This is a genomic window from Stappia sp. P2PMeth1 (assembly GCF_900185735.1).
Classification (GTDB): Bacteria; Pseudomonadota; Alphaproteobacteria; order Rhizobiales; family Stappiaceae; genus Stappia.
The window spans coordinates 147,281-164,123 of record NZ_FYAW01000050.1 but is presented as its reverse complement, the minus strand read 5'-3'; the positions used below and the strand labels follow the sequence as shown (position 1 = coordinate 164,123).

17 protein-coding genes are annotated in these 16,843 nt (G+C 69.2%); 11 read left to right on the top strand and 6 right to left on the bottom strand.

Annotated features, from left to right (window positions below):
- Window positions 1–49 precede the first annotated feature (49 nt).
- Complete coding sequence (gene coxB / locus P2PM1_RS23440; protein WP_371515072.1) at window positions 50–973, bottom strand: cytochrome c oxidase subunit II; 924 nt, start codon at window positions 971–973, stop codon at window positions 50–52.
- Between the two features lie 693 nt (window positions 974–1,666).
- Here coxB and P2PM1_RS23435 point away from each other — a divergent pair.
- Window positions 1,667–2,197, top strand: coding sequence for an invasion associated locus B family protein (locus P2PM1_RS23435; RefSeq protein ID WP_371637042.1), 531 nt, complete (start codon window positions 1,667–1,669; stop codon window positions 2,195–2,197).
- A 111-nt stretch (window positions 2,198–2,308) separates the two neighbouring features.
- Here the strand turns inward: P2PM1_RS23435 and P2PM1_RS23430 are convergent, their stop codons facing one another.
- Window positions 2,309–2,614 carry a hypothetical protein gene (locus tag P2PM1_RS23430; RefSeq protein WP_186400743.1) on the bottom strand — a complete coding sequence of 102 codons (306 nt, stop codon included), beginning with the start codon at window positions 2,612–2,614 and terminating at the stop codon, window positions 2,309–2,311.
- Between the two features lie 230 nt (window positions 2,615–2,844).
- Here P2PM1_RS23430 and tldD point away from each other — a divergent pair, with 230 nt between their 5' ends.
- Window positions 2,845–4,269 carry a metalloprotease TldD gene (tldD, locus tag P2PM1_RS23425; protein ID WP_186400742.1) on the top strand — a complete coding sequence of 475 codons (1,425 nt, stop codon included), beginning with the start codon at window positions 2,845–2,847 and terminating at the stop codon, window positions 4,267–4,269.
- Between the two features lie 447 nt (window positions 4,270–4,716).
- Here tldD and P2PM1_RS23420 read toward each other — a convergent pair whose 3' ends face one another.
- Window positions 4,717–5,628 (bottom strand): alpha/beta hydrolase, encoded by a 912-nt coding sequence (locus P2PM1_RS23420; RefSeq protein ID WP_186400741.1) that lies wholly within the window; start codon window positions 5,626–5,628, stop codon window positions 4,717–4,719.
- Window positions 5,629–5,811: 183 nt separating this feature from the next.
- A complete protein-coding gene (purD, locus tag P2PM1_RS23415) occupies window positions 5,812–7,098 on the bottom strand; it encodes a phosphoribosylamine--glycine ligase (RefSeq protein ID WP_186400740.1) in 1,287 nt (428 codons plus the stop codon).
- A 136-nt stretch (window positions 7,099–7,234) separates the two neighbouring features.
- Between purD and ubiA the strand changes: the two genes are divergently transcribed.
- Window positions 7,235–8,179: a 4-hydroxybenzoate octaprenyltransferase gene (gene ubiA / locus P2PM1_RS23410; protein ID WP_186400739.1), complete on the top strand. Its 945-nt coding sequence runs from the start codon at window positions 7,235–7,237 to the stop codon at window positions 8,177–8,179.
- 17 nt (window positions 8,180–8,196) lie between these two features.
- Here ubiA and P2PM1_RS23405 read toward each other — a convergent pair whose 3' ends face one another.
- Window positions 8,197–8,781 carry a DUF6101 family protein gene (locus tag P2PM1_RS23405; RefSeq protein WP_208985398.1) on the bottom strand — a complete coding sequence of 195 codons (585 nt, stop codon included), beginning with the start codon at window positions 8,779–8,781 and terminating at the stop codon, window positions 8,197–8,199.
- A 245-nt stretch (window positions 8,782–9,026) separates the two neighbouring features.
- On the opposite strand from P2PM1_RS23405, the gene P2PM1_RS23400 reads away from it, so the two are divergent.
- From P2PM1_RS23400 to lpxK, 6 genes are read left to right on the top strand one after another with little or no spacing between them, the layout of a single operon-like run.
- Window positions 9,027–10,370 carry a TldD/PmbA family protein gene (locus P2PM1_RS23400; protein ID WP_186400738.1) on the top strand — a complete coding sequence of 448 codons (1,344 nt, stop codon included), beginning with the start codon at window positions 9,027–9,029 and terminating at the stop codon, window positions 10,368–10,370.
- The gene (locus P2PM1_RS23395) at window positions 10,357–11,163 is read left to right on the top strand and encodes a 3'(2'),5'-bisphosphate nucleotidase CysQ (RefSeq protein WP_244301611.1); all 807 of its coding nucleotides are present in this window, start codon (window positions 10,357–10,359) and stop codon (window positions 11,161–11,163) included. Before P2PM1_RS23400 ends, P2PM1_RS23395 begins: the two co-directional genes overlap by 14 nt.
- A 56-nt stretch (window positions 11,164–11,219) precedes the next feature.
- Window positions 11,220–11,462, top strand: coding sequence for a DUF4170 domain-containing protein (locus tag P2PM1_RS23390; protein WP_186386979.1), 243 nt, complete (start codon window positions 11,220–11,222; stop codon window positions 11,460–11,462).
- A 51-nt stretch (window positions 11,463–11,513) separates the two neighbouring features.
- Window positions 11,514–12,203, top strand: a complete 690-nt coding sequence (locus P2PM1_RS23385; protein WP_186400737.1) for a lysophospholipid acyltransferase family protein — start codon at window positions 11,514–11,516, stop codon at window positions 12,201–12,203.
- On the top strand, window positions 12,200–13,555 hold the full coding sequence (locus tag P2PM1_RS23380; RefSeq protein WP_186400736.1) for a 3-deoxy-D-manno-octulosonic acid transferase: 1,356 nt from the start codon (window positions 12,200–12,202) through the stop codon (window positions 13,553–13,555). The genes P2PM1_RS23385 and P2PM1_RS23380 overlap by 4 nt, the downstream gene beginning before the upstream one ends.
- Entirely contained in the window at window positions 13,552–14,589 is a 1,038-nt protein-coding gene (lpxK, locus tag P2PM1_RS23375; protein WP_186400735.1) for a tetraacyldisaccharide 4'-kinase, read from the top strand. The genes P2PM1_RS23380 and lpxK overlap by 4 nt, the downstream gene beginning before the upstream one ends.
- On the opposite strand, the gene P2PM1_RS23370 is transcribed toward lpxK, so the two are convergent.
- On the bottom strand, window positions 14,565–14,786 hold the full coding sequence (locus P2PM1_RS23370) for a DUF2093 domain-containing protein (RefSeq protein WP_186386983.1): 222 nt from the start codon (window positions 14,784–14,786) through the stop codon (window positions 14,565–14,567). The two genes, lpxK and P2PM1_RS23370, sit on opposite strands and share 25 nt — an antisense overlap.
- A 294-nt stretch (window positions 14,787–15,080) precedes the next feature.
- Here P2PM1_RS23370 and P2PM1_RS23365 point away from each other — a divergent pair, with 294 nt between their 5' ends.
- Together P2PM1_RS23365 and P2PM1_RS23360 are read left to right on the top strand one after the other, a co-directional pair.
- Window positions 15,081–15,932 (top strand): patatin-like phospholipase family protein, encoded by an 852-nt coding sequence (locus P2PM1_RS23365; RefSeq protein WP_186400734.1) that lies wholly within the window; start codon window positions 15,081–15,083, stop codon window positions 15,930–15,932.
- Between the two features lie 56 nt (window positions 15,933–15,988).
- Complete coding sequence (locus P2PM1_RS23360) at window positions 15,989–16,834, top strand: MBL fold metallo-hydrolase (protein WP_208985397.1); 846 nt, start codon at window positions 15,989–15,991, stop codon at window positions 16,832–16,834.
- Window positions 16,835–16,843: the final 9 nt, after the last annotated feature.

Genomic DNA, 16,843 nt, shown 5'->3' with positions numbered 1-16,843 from the left:
ATCCGAATCCGGCGGCGTGCGGGGAGAAGCCCTCGCACGCCTTGCATGATCAGCGCGCGGCGACGGCCAGCGAACCGGAGACCGGAGCGGCGGCGGTGCCGGCCGGCTTTTCCAGCGTCGCCATCAACTGGCGGGTCGCCTCCTCGACGTTCTCCTTGGCGGCTTCCGCCCAGGCCTCGTACTGCGCCTCCTCGACCACCCGGATGGCGATCGGCATGAAGGCGTGGTCCTTGCCGCAAAGCTCGGAGCACTGGCCGTAGAAGATGCCGGTCTGCTTGGCGTTGAACCAGGTCTCGTTCAGGCGGCCGGGGATCGCGTCCATCTTCACGCCGAAGGCCGGCATGGCGAAGGAATGCATCACGTCGGCGGCGGTGATCTGCAGGCGGACGGTCTTGCCGACCGGCACGATCACCTCGTTGTCGACGGCGAGCAGGCGCGGATACTCCTCGATCGGCCGGCCGAACTCGGCGGCGCGCTCGGCGCGCTCGGCGTCCTCGCGCAGCATGATCGATTCGAAGACGACGTTCTCCATGCCCTCGTCGGTGTATTCGTAGCCCCAGTACCACTGGTAGCCGGTCACCTTGATGGTCATGTCGTATTCGGGAATCTCGATCTGCTTGTAGAGCAGGCGGAACGAGGGAATGGCGATCATCACCAGCACCAGGATCGGGACCAGCGTCCACACCACCTCGATCAGGGTGTTGTGGGAGGTCCGCGACGGCGTCGGGTTGGCCTTGGAGTTGAAGCGCAGGATGCACCACACCAGCAGGGCCAGCACGAAGAGGGTGATGATCGTGATGATCACCAGCGTGAAATCGCTGAACCAGGTGATGTCCTCCATCACCTCCGTGGCGGCGGGCTGGAAGCCCATCTGCCAGGGTGTCGGCTGGGCGGCCGACGCCGCACCGGCAAAGGCGAGCGGGGCGAGCGCCGCCGCCGCAATCTTCGTCAGACGCTTGACCAGTCCTGTCACGTCCGTGCTCCCTTCCTGATCCCGCCGGCCGACTTCGCCTTAGCGGAATCCATGTCCTGTCTCAAACGACGCCGCGCCGTGCCCCGGCGCCCCGTCCTGTCGGTCCCGTCACTCCGGTCCCGCCGATCCGGTCCCGGCAGGCCTGCCTCGCGGGCCGGCCTGCTGATCCGTTTCCGGGTCCATCCTCTTTCCGGGGCATCCTCTCCGGCGCCTGCCGCCGCTAGCCTATCGCATGTCGGCGTGGCCGGAAGGGGCGTCAAAACGCCGCAAGGGCGAATTGACCCCGGTTTGATCGATGTCAAAGTCGGCCTGAAAAACCATAAGCTGGCGCGTTGCGCAATCCAGTAGTTTCGTGAATGCCCAAATTCCGGCCAATTCCTCGCCACCCTTCCGGCGGTGCCGTTCGGGCCGCTTCGACTGACGACTTTCGCGAAAGCGGGGACTGCCGGGCGGTTTCGCCTTGAAATCGACCTTTCCAGGGCCGACAAAGCGGTTCGTGCGCTGTTTTGCGCGAATCAGGCGAGGATCGCCGAGCCCTGATCGTGGCCGCTGCCAGCGTCCCGCGGGACAGGCGCCGCCCGGATCACGCGAAGACCGGATCACGCGAAGACCGGGAACCGAAAGACCGGGAAACCGAACAACCGGGAAACCGGTCAGGGAATTGTACCGCTGCGAACCTACGGAGTCTCGCCCGTGCCTGTCTTGTCCAAGCCGATCACGTTCCGCCTCGCGGCCGTTCTCGCCCTTCTGGCCACCGTTCTGGCCAATGTCGTGGCCGCCCCGCTCGCCCATGCCCAGGGCGCGGTCCGCTCCGTGCATGGCGACTGGCAGATGCGCTGCGACACGCCGGCCGGCGCGCAGGAAGAGCAATGCGCGCTGATCCAGAACGTCACCGCCGACGACCGCGAGAATGTCGGCCTCTCCGTCATCGTGCTGAAGACCGCCGACAAGCAGTCGCGCCTTTTGCGGGTGCTGGCGCCGCTCGGCGTGCTGCTGCCGATGGGCCTCGGCCTGCGCGTCGACGATGCCGATGTCGGGCGCGCCGGCTTCGTGCGCTGCCTGCCGAACGGCTGCATCGTCGAGGTGGTGATGCAGGACGACCTGATCGAGAAGATGCAGACCGGCAGTGCCGCCACTTTCGTCATCTTCCAGACGCCGGAGGAAGGCATCGGCATCCCGATCTCGCTGACCGGCTTCTCGGAAGGCTTCGCCGCCCTGCCGTGAGCGGGCGCGCGCCCCGCCAGAGCTGACATCGGCCGTATACATATCGGCCAACAGACATCGAAAAGCGGCCGCCGGCGTCCCGGTCGGCCGCTCTTTCGGTCCGGCGCGCCCTCAGCGCGTCGTGATCGTCCGCGTCGGCGCCACCTGGCGCAGGGTCGCGCTGCGCATCGCCTGCAGGGTCGCGCCCGGAATCTGGCTCATCGAGGCGCGATGCTGCTTGTCGCAGGCATTCATGCCGGAATTGGCGCAGGCATGGGCGGCGTCGGTGTTCTTCTTCTTGTTGCAGGCCGAGATCACGTGATTGTAGCAATCGCCGAGCGACTTTCCGGCATTGCCGGCCATCGCCTGCGTCGAAACCATGGGCGCGGCAATACCCATCGCCAGCGCGAGCGTCATCGCCATGGTCATTTTCTTCATGTTATTTCCTTTCTATCTCTTTCCATTTTCCGGCAGAGGTTTTCATCTGCCTGCATGGAAACAGATAGGCCCTGTTCCGGCGCGCGCACGTGCTGAACATCACAGGAAGGGCGCTTGCGGCGACCGGCGTGACCGGCGGCCGGCGCGCTGCCACACGCCGCCGGGACTGTGCAAGCGCCGCCCGAACCCCTAGTTTCTCCTCACACACTCTCTTTCGCGGGATACGACCGATGAGCGATGCGACGACCGACCTGATTGCCGGTGCCGGCCTGAGCGAGGAGCAGGCGCGCAGCGTGCTCGCCCGCGCTCTCAAGGGCGCCGACGACGGCGAGCTCTTTCTCGAATACCGGCAGTCGGAGAGCCTCGTCTTCGACAATGGCCGGCTCAGGAGCGCCAATTACGACACCAGCCGCGGCTTCGGCCTGCGCGCCGTGGCCGGCGAGGCGGCCGGCTACGCTCATTCCGGCGAGATCTCGGTCGCCGCGCTGGAGCGCGCCGCCGATGCGGTCTCGGCCGTCGCCTCCGGCCATTCGGGCACCTATGCGGAGGCCCCGCCCCGCACCAACGCCAAGCTCTACGGCGACGGCAACCCGATCGCCTCGCCGGTCTTCGCCGACAAGGTCGCGCTGCTGCAGCGGATCGATGCCTTTGCCCGGGCGCGCGATCCCAGGGTGCGGCAGGTCAGCGTCTCGCTCGCCAGTTCCTGGCAGGTGGTGGAGATCCTGCGCGCCGACGGGCATAGGGTGCGCGACGTGCGCCCCCTGGTGCGCTTCGGCGTCTCGGTGGTCGCCGGCGACGGCAGCCGGCAGGAAAGCGGCTCGCACGGCTTCGGCGGGCGCGACATGGTCGAGGCCTTCCTGACCGAGGAGAGCTGGAAGCATGCCGTCGACGAGGCGCTGCGCCAGGCGCTGGTCAATCTCGAAGCCGTGCCCGCTCCGGCCGGCAGCTTCGACGTGGTGCTGGGCCCCGGCTGGCCCGGCATCCTGCTGCACGAGGCGGTCGGCCACGGGCTGGAGGGCGACTTCAACCGCAAGAAGACCTCCGCCTTTGCCGGCCTGATGGGCCAGCGCGTCGCCTCCAAGGGCGTCACCATCGTCGACGACGGCACCATCGGCGGGCGGCGCGGCTCGCTCACCGTCGATGACGAGGGCACGCCGAGCGGGCGCACCGTGCTGATTGAGGACGGCATTCTCACCGGCTACATGCAGGACCGGCAGAACGCCCGGCTGATGGGCGTCGCCCCGACCGGCAACGGCCGGCGCCAGTCCTTCGCCCATATTCCGATGCCGCGGATGACCAACACGGTGATGCTGGCCGGCGACCGCGACCCGGCCGAGATCCTGGAAGGCGTCAAGGACGGCATCTTTGCCGTCTCCTTCGGCGGCGGCCAGGTCGACATCACCAGCGGCAAGTTCGTCTTCTCCTGCACCGAGGCCTACCGCATCGAGAACGGGCGCATCGGCGCGCCGATCAAGGGCGCCATGCTGATCGGCAACGGGCCGGACGCGCTGACGCGGGTCGAGGCCATCGGCAACGACCTTGCGCTCGATCCCGGCATCGGCACCTGCGGCAAGCAGGGCCAGGGCGTGCCGGTCGGCGTCGGTCAGCCGACCCTGCGCATCAACAAGATGACCATCGGCGGCACCGCCGTCTGAGGCGGGGGCGCGGCGCTGCTCTGGCACCTGGCTCCACCCTCTCCGGCGTCTTCCCGGACGGCGCACGAGCGCCGAGCCGGGATCGGCGAGCCACGACGGTCGTGGCATTTTTTTAAGAGCGCACCTCATACGCCCCCGGCTCTCCGATCCCGCATCTCCGCTGCGCTGCGTGCGGGATGACGAAGGAGGGGCTTGCGTGCAGCATGACGACAGAGAGGATGCAAGGCGCTGCCTCCCTCTCAGACGTCATCCCGGTCCAGCGCAGCGCAGAACCGGGAACCATTGGCAACCCCGGCCGGCATGTGACGGAAGACCCTCTCGCAGCCACCCCAGCCCCGCTCCTCCCCCTCCGGCGTCTTCCCGGACGGCGCGCCAGCGCCGAGCCGGGATCGGCGAGCCGCGGCGGTCGTGGCATCTTTCGGGCGCCACCTCGTCAAAAGAACGCGATCACGCCTCTTCCAAAAGGAACGGCAGCAGCGCGGCAAGCGTGGCCGCCGGGGCCTCCTCAGGCAGGAAGTGGCCGGCATCGACGCCGTGCCCGCGCACGTCGTTCGCCCAGCGCGACCAGGTCTCGACCGGGGTCGCGGTCTTTTGCGCGAGGCCCCCATTGCCATAGAGCGTCAGCAGCGGGCAGGCGATCTTGCGGCCCGCCTCGCGGTCGGCACTGTCGAGCGCCATGTCGATGGTCGCGCCGGCCCGGTAGTCTTCGCAAGCCGCATGCTGGCGGGCCGGCTGGGCGAAGGAGGCCCGGTAGTCGGCGAGCGCCCTGGGATCGAAGGCCGACAGGTCCTTGCGCGCCGTCCAACTCGCCAGCGTGTGGTCGAGATAGAAGTCGGGGGCACCACTGATCAGCCGTTCGGGCAGCGGCTTCGGCTGGGCCAGGAACAGCCAGTGATAGATGGCCATGCCGTAGCGCCAGTCCATGTTCTGCCAGTAGTCGTAGGTCGGCAGGATGTCGAGCACGGCGAGCCGCCGCACCTTCTCCGGGTGATCGAGCGCCATCCGGTAGCCGACGCGCCCGCCGCGGTCGTGGCCGGCGACCATGAAGCTGTCGTGGCCGAGCCCGGCCATGACCGCGACCATGTCGGCCGCCATCGCGCGCTTGGAGTAAAGGTGATGGTCCGCATCGCCCTCCGGCGCGCTGGAGCGGCCATAGCCGCGCAGATCCGCGACGACGACGGTGAAATGGCGCGCAAGATCGCCGGCAACAGTGTGCCACATCGCGTGGGTCTGGGGATAACCGTGCAGCAGCAGCAGCGGGGGACCCTCGCCGCCACCGATGCGATAGAAGATGTCCACGCCCTCGCCGCGGGATATCCCCGTCGCGAAGCCTGGAAAGAGATCGTCGCCGCCCTGCATCGAAGCCTCCCGCGCCATCCGGTCGACAGGCCCTCCTCGCGGAACCTGCTCGGGCGCGATTGAAGCGCCTGCGGCCGTCCGGCGCAATCGGCGATTTCGAGACACGATTCTCAAAATTTGCGGATTTCGAGACGGAATTTCGCAAAATTCGTCTCGAAATTCTGCGACCGCCGAAAACCGCCCTCAGGCCGTGCCGTCCTCGCGCGCGACCGCCCGCCAGCCGATGTCGCGGCGGCAAAAACCTTCAGGCCAATCAATGCGTTCGATGGCGGCATAGGCGCGCTCGCGGGCTTCCGCGACGGTGCGGCCGAGCGCCGTGACGTTGAGCACGCGCCCGCCATTGGCGAGCAGCCGGCCGTCGTCGTCGCGCCGCGTTCCGGCATGGAAGACCTTGAGCGCAGGGTCGCCTTCGAGACCCTCCAGACCGTGGATAACCGTGCCCTTGTCGTAGATGCCGGGATAGCCGTTCGCGGCCAGCACCACGGTCAGCGCCACCTCGTCGCGCCAGCGCGCGCCGACCGTGTCGAGCGTCCCGTCGATGCAGGCGAGCATCAGGGTGACGATGTCGTCCTTGAGCCGCATCAGCAGCACCTGGCACTCCGGATCGCCGAAACGGACGTTGTATTCGATCAGCTTCGGGCCGTCCTTGGTGATCATCAACCCGGCATAGAGCACGCCGACAAACGGCGTTCCCTCGCTGGCAAGCGTCGCCACGGTCGGCTCGACGATCTCGCGCATGGCGCGCGCGGTGAGTTCCTGCGTCATCACCGGCGCGGGGGAATAGGCGCCCATGCCGCCGGTGTTCGGCCCGGTGTCGCCCTCGCCCACGCGCTTGTGGTCCTGGGCGCTGGCGAGCGGCAGCACGTTGCGGCCGTCGGACAGCACGAAGAGGCTCGCCTCCTCGCCTTCCAGGAATTCCTCGACCACGACCTCGGCGCCGGCAGCGCCGAATTCTCCGTCGAAACAGGCATCTATCGCGGCAAGCGCCTCGGCCTCGGTCATCGCCACGACAACGCCCTTGCCGGCGGCGAGCCCGTCCGCCTTGACGACGATGGGGGCGCCGACGCGGGCGACATAGGCCTTGGCAGCGGCCGCATCGGTGAAGCGGCCATAGGCGGCGGTGGGGATCGCGGCGCGGGTACAAAGGTCCTTGGTGAAGCCCTTCGAGCCTTCCAGGCTCGCCGGTGCCTTGCGCGGGCCGAAGGTCTTGATGCCGGCGTCCATCAGCTCGTCGACAAGGCCGGCGACCAGCGGTCCTTCCGGCCCGACGACGACGAGGCCGATCTCGTGGTCGCGGCAATAGGCGATGACGGCCGAGGGGTCCGACGTGTCGAGCGCGACACAGGTCGCCTCCTCAGCGATGCCGGCATTGCCGGGGGCGACATGGAGACGGCCGGTCAGCGGCGAGTTGGCGATGGCCCAGGCAAGGGCGTGTTCGCGGCCGCCGGATCCGATCAGGAGGATATTCATCTGTCGCTCACCCCGTCGCGATGTATGGAGGACTTGCCGCCTCCTAGCCTGCGCCGACACCCGAAACAAGCCCCGCTCTTTCAACGGCGCCGCAAAGGCGGTATCACGTCGCGCTGGATAGCCGACAGGTGAGGCGATGCAAAACGACACGATCGCGGGCCGGGTGGCGGATGCCGTACGGGGACATTGGGTCGACACGCGGGCGCCGGAATGGCTGCGGCCCTATGCGAGACTGGCGCGCTGGGAGCGGCCGATCGGCTGGTGGCTGCTGCTGTGGCCGTGCTGGTGGTCGGCCGCGCTTGCGGGGATAGCCGGCGGCCGGGCCTTTCCCGACCCCTGGCATCTGGCGCTGTTCCTGATCGGCGCCATCGCCATGCGCGGCGCCGGCTGCACCTATAACGACCTGGTCGACCAGGACATCGACGACAAGGTCGCGCGCACCCGCTCGCGGCCGCTTCCCTCCGGCCAGGTGACGCGGATGCAGGCCAAGACCTTCCTGCTGCTGCAGGCGCTGGTCGGGCTTGCGGTTCTGGTGCAGTTCAATGGCTTTGCCATCCTGCTCGGCATCGCCTCGCTGGCGGTGGTCGCCGTCTATCCGTTCATGAAACGGGTGACCAACTGGCCGCAGCTCTTTCTCGGCCTTGCCTTTTCCTGGGGCGCGCTGATGGGCTGGGCGGCCGCGTTCGGCCGTCTCGACTGGCCGGCGGTGGCGCTTTATTGCGGCGGCATCCTGTGGACGATCGGCTACGACACGATCTACGCGCATCAGGACAAGGAGGACGACGCGCTGGTCGGCGTGCGCTCCACCGCGCGCCTGTTCGGGGCGTGGACAAAACCGGCGCTCGCCGCCCTTTACGGCGGGGCGACGCTGCTGTTCGCGCTGGCGCTGGCCGGGGTGGATGCGGGGCCGGCCGCGTTCCTCGGCCTTGCCATCGGCCTTGCCCATCTGGTCTGGCAGATCGTCCGGCTCGACATCGACGACCCGGACCAGTGCCTGAAGCTGTTCCGCTCCAACACGACCTATGGCTGGATCCTGTTCGCCGGCCTGGTGCTGGACGCGATGGTCCAGGCACTGCTGTAAAAGCGGATTGTTTTCAGTCAGTTGCGGGCGATCATCTCGCGCTCGCCGCGATGGACGGCGGGGGCCTGCGAGCGGCTGCCCGGCTTGCGGCGCAGCAGGAAGCGCGGCCGGCGCGCGGTCAGCGCGGCGACGCGGCGGCGGGCCGGCGCCATCGGCGAGCGCCCCGAATGGCCGGGGCCGTCGATGCGGCTGACGCTGCCGTCCGGCTCGACCAGGAGCAGCGGCAGGCCGAGGGCCTCGCCCCAGGCGCACCAGTCTTCGGCGAGCCCTTCGAGACGGTCGTCGCTGGCCAGTTCGATGGACATGGCCGGATCGCGGTGCATCAGGCCGATGCGGGCCTTCAGCGAGCCCGGCGCCTCGCCGGGCGTGACCTCGGCGAAGACGCCGAGGAAGACGGCGACCGGCTGGGCAAGGGTCAGCGGCAGGCCGGCGAGCCGGCGTTTGACGATGACCTGCTGGCGGTCGATATAGACGTCGAGTTGCGTCGGCTCGCAGGCCGTGCCGCGCGCCGCGAAGCGATGCGGCATCTGCGAGGGATCGAGCCGCGCGGTGCGGCCCGATCCCGTTGCAGTGGCGTCCTGATGTGCTGTTTGACGGCTCAATTCGCTCTCCATCGGGCCACTGTTTTTGTCTGGCCTCTGATGGGTTCACACTAGCAGGCAGGCGTCCCAAACCGCTTAACAAGCACGGTTAACGATTTTCCATTGCAACCAGGGTTAGGGATTGGTCACCGAATACGGCAAACAAAACCTGAACCGCCGCCGCGACCGGCTTGCCGAAGCGCGGCCCCGGCACTACGGTCGCCACCGACCGTTCAGCGGACCGCCTCCCCCGCAAGGATCACGAGATGCAGCACCCGATTGACCAGACCCGGCTGATGGACGAGGCCCGCGCGCTTGTCGAGGCCGCCCTCAAGGCAGGCGCCGACGCGGCCGATGTCGTCGCCGCCACCGGCGTCTCGCTTTCCGTCGAGATGCGCGAGGGCAAGCTGGAGGAAAGCGAACGCTCGGAGGCCGACGACGTCACCTTGCGCGTGTTCTGCGGCCACCGGGTCGCCAGCGTCTCCTCCAACGATTTCCGCGAGGGCGCGACCCTTGCCGAACGCGCCGTCGCCATGGCCCGCGCCGCGCCGGAAGACCCGTTCGCAGGGCTCGTGCCGGCGGGCGAACTCGCCAGCGCGTTTCCCGATCTCGAACTGCTCGACGGGGTAGAGGTGGGCGCCGAGGCGCTTGCCGAGCGCGCCCGCGAGGCGGAGGCCGCGGCCCTTGCCGTCAAGGGCGTCAGCCGTTCGGGCGGGGCCAGCGCCTCCTTCCGCCTCAGCGGCATCGTGCTGGCGACCAGCGAAGGCTTCTGCGGGGGATATCTGGTCTCGCGCCACGGCGTCTCGGCGACGGCGGTCGCCGGCGAGGGCACGGGAATGGAGCGGGACTACGACTTCGACAGCCGAGGATTTCTGTCCGATCTTGCCGACCCGCGCGAGATTGGCCGGCGCGCCGGCGAGCGGGCGGTGGCACGGCTCAACCCGCGCAAGCTCTCGACCCGCACCGCCGACATCGTCTATGAGCCGCGCGCGGCGCGCTCGCTGCTCGGGCATTTCGCCGGCGCCATCAACGGCGCGGCGATCGCCCGGGGCACCAGCTTCCTGAAGGAGAAGATGGGCGAGAGGATCTTCGCTGCGGGGATTGACATCACCGACGACCCGACCCGGCCGCGCGGCCCGGCGAGCCGCCCGTTCGACGGCGAGGGCCGGCCCGTCGCCCCGCTGGTGCTGGTGGAGGACGGCATCCTCAAGACCTGGCTGCTCGACACGCCGGCAGCGCGTGAGCTCGGCCTTGCCCCCAACGGCCGGGCGGTACGCGGCGGGGCCGGCACCAGCCCGTCGACCACCAATGTCACCCTGTCGCCCGGCGCCCGCTCGCAAGCCGAGATGCTGGCCGAGATCGGCACCGGCCTCCTGGTCACCGACCTCATCGGCCACGGCGTCAATGGCGTCACCGGGGATTACTCGCGCGGCGCCTCGGGCTTCTGGATCGAGGACGGCGCCATTGCCTATCCGGTCTCGGAGATCACCATCGCCGGCAACCTGATCCCGATGTTCGCCTCGCTGGAGGCGGGCAGCGACCTCGACACGCGCTCGGTCTATCAGGTGCCGAGCCTGCTGCTGAGGGGCCTCACCATTGCCGGCGCGTGACACGACCGCCAATCTCGACGACATGGATCTGATCGCCCGCGCGGCCCGCGAGGGAGGCGAGATCGCCCTGTCCTATTTCCGCAAGGACCCGCGTCGCTGGACCAAGGAGAACGACTCTCCCGTCTCCGAGGCCGACCTTGCCGTCGACCGGCACCTTGCCCAGGCGTTGAAGGCGGCGCGTCCCGACTATGGCTGGCTGTCGGAAGAGACCGCGGACGACCGCTCGCGGCTGGCGGCCCGGCGCAGCTTCGTCGTCGACCCGATCGACGGGACGCGCGGTTTTCTCGCCGGTTCCGGCGAGTGGACCGTGGCGATCGCGGTGGTCGAGGACGGCAGGCCCGTCGCGGCGGCGCTCTACCGGCCGGTCGGCAACGACCTCTACACCGCGACCCTCGGCCAGGGCGCAAGGCTCAACGGGCGCGAGGTTGCCGTTTCCGGCCAGCCGGTGCTGTCGGGCGCCAGCGTTGCCGGTCCCAAGTCGATCACCGGCCAGGGGCCGATGATGCGCACCGGCATTTCCCATGCCGGCTACATTCCCTCGCTGGCCCTGCGCCTGGCGCTGGTCGCGCAAGGCCTGATCGACGCCGCCGTGGTCCGGGAAAATGCCTGCGACTGGGACCTTGCGGCGGCCGACCTTTTGGTGCAGGAAGCGGGCGGCCGGCTTGAGGATCTCGAGGGGCGGCCGCTTGCCTACAACCGGGCGAGCGTCCGGCACCCGGCGCTGGTCGCAGGGCCGCCGGCCCTCGCCGTGCCGCTCCGGCCGATCCTCGCGCAGCTCTTGACGAACCCGTGATGCCGGCCGGACAGTCCGGCCAGATCCTTGCGAACCCCGTTCCCGGAGTGACGTTCATGACGACCACCGAACCCGGCAAGCAGCTTCTCCATCTCGTCTTCGGCGGCGAGCTCGAACGTGTCGACGGCCTGACCTTCCGCGATCTCGAGAAGCTCGACATCGTCGGCATCTACCCCAACTATGCCGCGGCCTATGTGGTGTGGAAGCAGAAGGCGCAGCAGTCGGTCGACAACGCCCACATGCGCTACTTCATCGTCCATATGCACCGCCTGCTCGACCCCGAGACCGAGGGCCAGTAAACCCTTGGTACGACGTCTTTCCCGGAGGCCGGCCGCACGGCCGGGCGGATCATGCTGAAGCGCGCCGGACGCAGCCCCCTGCTGCAGCGGCTGGTCGGCAACGCGCTGGCCGGCTACCTGCTCGCCGTGCGCAAGACCAGCTCGTTCAGGATCGACCCGCCCGACCTCTACGAGCGGATCGAAGACGACCTGCCGGCCATCGTCGCCATGTGGCACGGCCAGCATTTCGCCGTGCCCTTCGCGCGCCCGCCGAGTTATGACGTCCGGGTGATGATCTCGCGCTCCGCCGACGGCGAGATCAACGCGATTGCCGCGCGCAAGCTCGGCCTTGGGCTGATCCGCGCGTCCGGTGCCCATCACGCCCACCAGGTGAGCAAGCGCGGGGGCCTGCGCGGTTTTATCGAGGCGATGCGCTGCCTGAAGGAAGGCGCCAGCGTGGCGATGACGGCGGATGTGCCGAAGGTGTCGCGCGTCGCCGGGCTCGGCATCGTCCAACTCGCCCGCCATTCCGGCCGGCCGATCCTCCCGATAGCGGTCGCCACCAGCCGCCATGTCGACCTGTCGAGCTGGGACCGGGCAACGATCAACCTGCCGTTCAGCCGGATGGTGGTGGCAGCCGGCGACATGATCCGCATCGCCCCGGATGCCGACGACGCCGCGCTGGAGGAGGCGCGCCAGGCGGTGGAGGCCTCGATGAACGAGACCACCGCCCGCGCCTACGCCCTGGCAAAGTCCAGATGACGACCGACGGCCCGGACAGGACCGCTGTGCCGGCCGGCCTCGCCCGCGCCGGAGTGCCGTCGCGACTGATCGGGGAGATCCTGCTCCTGCTCTATCGCGGCTTCGGCCATGCGGTGGCGCCGCTGCTGCCGCTGCTCTTCGCCCGCCGGGCGCGGCGCGGCAAGGAGGATGCCGGCCGGCGCGGCGAACGCTTCGGCCGCGCCTCGCGGCCGCGCCCCGACGGACCGCTGGTCTGGCTGCATGCGGCCAGCGTCGGCGAGATGAACGCCTCACGCCCCCTGGTGCGCGCCCTGCGCCAGCGCGGGCTCGTCGTGCTGCTGACCACCGGCACCGTCACCTCCGCCCGGATCGCCGCCGCCGAGGTGGATCCCGGCGTCATCCACCAGTTCGTGCCCTATGACACGCCGCCGGGCATCGGCCGCTTTCTCAACCATTGGCGGCCCGATCTTGCCATCACGGCGGAATCGGAAATCTGGCCGACGACCATCTCGTCGCTGGCCCGGCGCGGCATTCCGCTCGCCATTGCCAGCGCCACCATGTCGCCGCGCTCGGCCAAGGGCTGGCGGCGGATGCGGCCCTTCGCCCGCGCCATCTTCTCGCGCATTCCGCTCTGCCTCGCCCAGACGCCGGAGGACGGGGAGCGGCTCAGCGAGTTCGGCGCCCCCCGGGTGGAGGTCTGCGGCAACCTGAAGTTCGACGGCGGCGACCTGCCGGTCGACGCGCAGGCGCTGGACGCGCTGACGCAGGCGCTCGCCGGACGGCCCGTGTGGCTCGCAGCCAGCACCCATGAGGGCGAGGAAACGCTGGTCGCCGAGGTTCACGAGGCGCTGCGCGGCGAACTGCCGGGCCTGCTCACGGTCATCGTGCCGCGCCATCCGGAGCGGGGAGCCGCCATCGCAGACACCCTCGCGGCGCAGGGGCTGCGGCTCGCCCGGCGCTCGCAAGGTCTGCTGCCGGACCCGGACTGCGACATCTATCTCGGCGACACCATCGGCGAGATGGGCCTCTACTATCGCATCGCGCCGGTCGCCTTCATCGGCAAGTCGCTGGTGCCGGAGGGCGGGCAGAACCCGCTGGAGGCCGCCCGCCTCGGCGCGGCTATCGTCACCGGCCCGCATGTGTTCAACCTGCTCGACATCTACACACCGCTGTTTACGGCGAAGGGGGCGGAGATCGTCCGGGATGCGCGCGAACTGGCCGACGCCGTGCGCGCCCTGCTGGGCGACAGGCGGCTTGCCAGCCAACGGGCGGCCATCGCCGCCAATGTCGGCCGGGCTGGAAGCGGCGCGCTCGACGCAAGCCTTGCCGCGCTTCGCCCCCTGCTGCCACCGGCACGGGATCCGGCGCCGTGAGCGGCGGACTTGAAGCCCCGTCCTTCTGGTGGCGGCCGCCCGGCCCTGCCGCCGTCGCGCTCGCCCCGTTCGGCTGGATCTATGGCGCGATCACAGCAATCCGCATGGGGCGCAAGCCTGCCTACACCGCCGCCGTGCCGGTGATCTGCGTCGGCAACTTCACCGTCGGCGGCACCGGCAAGACGCCCTTTGCCCTGGCCCTTGCCGAACTGCTCAAGGCGCGCGGCGAGCGTCCGGTCTTCCTCACCCGCGGCTATGGCGGACAGCTTTCCGGCGGCCCGCCGGTGCAGCTCGACCCAGTGCGCCACGGCCCCGCGGAAGCCGGCGACGAGCCCTTGCTGCTTGCTGCCAGCGGCCCGGTGGTGATCTCTGCCGACCGGCCGGCCGGTGCAAGGCTGGCCGAGCAGCTCGGCAGCGTGATCCTGATGGACGACGGATTGCAGAACCCGGCACTGGCCAAGACCGTGTCGCTGGCGCTGGTCGATGCCGCATCCGGCATAGGCAACGGCTTCTGCCTGCCGGCCGGCCCCTTGCGCGCGCCGGTGGAGCGGCAGCTTGCCCATGTCGATGCGCTGGTGGTGATCGGCGACGGCGAGGCGGCAAAACCGGTCGAGGCCGCCGCCCGGCGTCGCGGCCTGCCGGTCTTTCGCGCAAGTCTGGCTGCTCGCGAGGCGGATTGGCTGACGGGGACCCGGGTGCTCGCCTTTGCCGGGATCGGCCGGCCGGAGCGGTTCGTGGACAGCCTGCGCAGTGCCGGGGCCGAGATTGTCGAGGCGCGGTTCTTCGGCGATCATCACGCCTTCACCGACAGCGAGGCGCAGGACCTGCTCGACCGCGCCGCGCGGTCAGGACTGACCCTCGCCACCACGGCAAAGGACCGGATGCGGTTCGGCACGGGCGAAGGCGACACCGCGCTTGCCCGGCTGGCAAGGCAAGCGCAGGTGCTCAAGGTCGAGATGCGGCCCGAAGATCCCGAAGCCCTTGTCGCGTTTCTTGGCGCCCGCCTTGATCAGGGCGTGTTGCCGCATTCCTGATAGCGGGACAGGGCAGCCTGCGCATCGGCATAGGCCTCCTGGCGCGACACGCTCCAGTATTTCAGCTCATCGAGCGGGAGCGTCTGGCCGGTGACGGCGCAGCGCACGAAGGTGCCCGGCGACAGGATCTGGAAATCGGCGTCCAGATAGCGGATGCGCGCCTCGCCCGGCACGCGCGGGGTCTCGTATCGGTTCATGCGTGTGGTGCCTTTCGCGGCCCGTCGCGGCCGCCTTTGGGTCCTGAATACAGGCCTGCCGGCTCCTTGGCCACCCCTTGCCGTGCCGCCGCGTCTCATGCCGCCCTACCTCTTGGAAGACCCCTTGCCGCCGCCCTCGCGGATCGGCGACAGGTGTCATCCGCAAGTTGCCCGATTCCTCCGTTAAGCGAAACCGAACGGATGCGGGCGGCAGCCTGTGCGCCTTCGCCGGCTTGACCCGCGCCGGCGGGCGCGAAACCATCGGGACGGGGAATGCCCCACACAGGAGACGTCATGACCACGGTACGGATCGGACTGGCACTCGGCGGCGGCGGGGCGCGCGGCATGGCTCATGTCCCGGTGATGGAGGCCTTCGACGACCTCGGCATTCGCCCCGCGGCGATCGCCGGCACCTCCATCGGCGCGATCTTCGGAGCGGCCTTCGCCGCCGGCTTCGACGGCGCGGCGCTGCGCGAGATCTCGCAGGCGACCTTCGCCGACCGCAATGCCGTACTCGCCCGGTTGTGGAAGCTGCGCCCGCGCCGGCTCGGCGACCTGTTCGGCAATCCCGGCATCATGCAGTTCAACGCGCTCAAGGTGCTGGAACAGTTCGTCGGCCAGCACATTCCGGCAAGCTTCGAAGAGTTGCAGACGCCGCTCACCCTGATCGCCACCGACTTCTACCTGTGCCGGGAGGTGCGGCTGCAGCAGGGCTCGCTGCACCATGCCGTTGCCGCCTCCATTGCCATCCCGGCGCTGTTCAAGCCGGTCACGGTCGAAGGGCGCATCATGGTCGACGGCGGTCTCGTCAACCCCCTGCCCTTCGATGCGCTGCCGCCCGACATGGACATCGTCGTCGCCAGCGACGTGGTCGGCTCGCCGATCCCGCGCAAGGGCCGCAACCTGCCGGGGGCGGGCGATGCGGTGTTCGGCGCGACGCAGATCCTGATGCAGTCGATCGTTCAGGAAAAGCTGAAGAACCGCCAGCCGGACGTGCTGGTGAAGCCGGACATTTCCGGCTTCCGCGTGCTCGACTTCATGAAGACCGGCACCATCCTGGAGGCGGCCGAGCCGATGCGGGAAACGGTCAAGCGGCAGGTGGCCGCCGCCATCGAGGCCTTCGAGGCCGGGCGCGCGATACCTTGAAGCGAGCGGCCAGGGCGCTATCCTAACCTTGCGGCACGCCAGCAGGGAGCCTTGCGATGGACCTGACGACCTTCTCCGCCCCCCTCCGCCCGCTGCGGACGATGGCGCGATCTGCGCTTGCCGGGCTTGCCGGGCTTGTCGGCACCTTCGCCCTTGCCGGCGGACAGGCCGCCGCCTCCTGCCAGTTGCTCGCCGACGGCTGGATCACCGCTCCCCCACCTCTGGTGCGGCAGGCAGCACTGGCGATGGACCAGGTCGGCATCACCTTTGTCGGACACGCCACGTTCGAGATCGAGACGCCGAAGGGCGTGCGCATCGCCACCGACTACAACAACGTGCACCGGCCCGCGCGGCTGCCGCGCGTCGTCACCATGAACGGTGCCCATTCCACCCATTTCACCCTCAATCCGGATCCGGCGATCGAGCATGTGCTGCTCGGCTGGAACCCGGACGGCGGGCCGATGGACCACGACCTCACCGTCGAGGACGTGCGCATCCGCAACCTGCAGACCAATATCCGCGGCTGGGACGGCCAGACGCGCCTGCTCGGCAACTCGATCTTCGTCTTCGAGGTGGCGGACCTGTGCATCGCCCATCTCGGCCATCTGCACCACCGGCTGACACCCGAGGACCTTGCCCGGCTCGGCACGATCGACATCGTCTTCGCCCCGGTCGACAACGCCTCGACGCTCAGGCTCGACAGCCTGGTGGAGGTGATCGGCGCCGTTTCGCCGCGCATCGTTATCCCGATGCATGCCTATACCTACGGCTCGCAGGAAACCTTCGTCGCCCGCATGGCGAGCGAAGGCTTCCGCGTCGAGATGTCTGAGAGCCCGCTCTATGTGGCCAGCCGCGCGGCGCTCCCAGCGGAGCAGACCGTTCTGGTATTGCCGGAGCGCTGAGGGGGGCGC

Coding starts and splice junctions, on each gene's coding strand:
- P2PM1_RS23430 (WP_186400743.1), bottom strand. CDS start 2,614: ATGAAGAAAATGACCATGGCGATGACGCTCGCGCTGGCGATGGGTATT.
- tldD (WP_186400742.1), top strand. CDS start 2,845: ATGAGCGATGCGACGACCGACCTGATTGCCGGTGCCGGCCTGAGCGAG.
- P2PM1_RS23420 (WP_186400741.1), bottom strand. CDS start 5,628: ATGCAGGGCGGCGACGATCTCTTTCCAGGCTTCGCGACGGGGATATCC.
- purD (WP_186400740.1), bottom strand. CDS start 7,098: ATGAATATCCTCCTGATCGGATCCGGCGGCCGCGAACACGCCCTTGCC.
- ubiA (WP_186400739.1), top strand. CDS start 7,235: ATGCAAAACGACACGATCGCGGGCCGGGTGGCGGATGCCGTACGGGGA.
- P2PM1_RS23400 (WP_186400738.1), top strand. CDS start 9,027: ATGCAGCACCCGATTGACCAGACCCGGCTGATGGACGAGGCCCGCGCG.
- P2PM1_RS23390 (WP_186386979.1), top strand. CDS start 11,220: ATGACGACCACCGAACCCGGCAAGCAGCTTCTCCATCTCGTCTTCGGC.
- P2PM1_RS23385 (WP_186400737.1), top strand. CDS start 11,514: ATGCTGAAGCGCGCCGGACGCAGCCCCCTGCTGCAGCGGCTGGTCGGC.
- P2PM1_RS23380 (WP_186400736.1), top strand. CDS start 12,200: ATGACGACCGACGGCCCGGACAGGACCGCTGTGCCGGCCGGCCTCGCC.
- P2PM1_RS23370 (WP_186386983.1), bottom strand. CDS start 14,786: ATGAACCGATACGAGACCCCGCGCGTGCCGGGCGAGGCGCGCATCCGC.
- P2PM1_RS23365 (WP_186400734.1), top strand. CDS start 15,081: ATGACCACGGTACGGATCGGACTGGCACTCGGCGGCGGCGGGGCGCGC.
- P2PM1_RS23360 (WP_208985397.1), top strand. CDS start 15,989: ATGGACCTGACGACCTTCTCCGCCCCCCTCCGCCCGCTGCGGACGATG.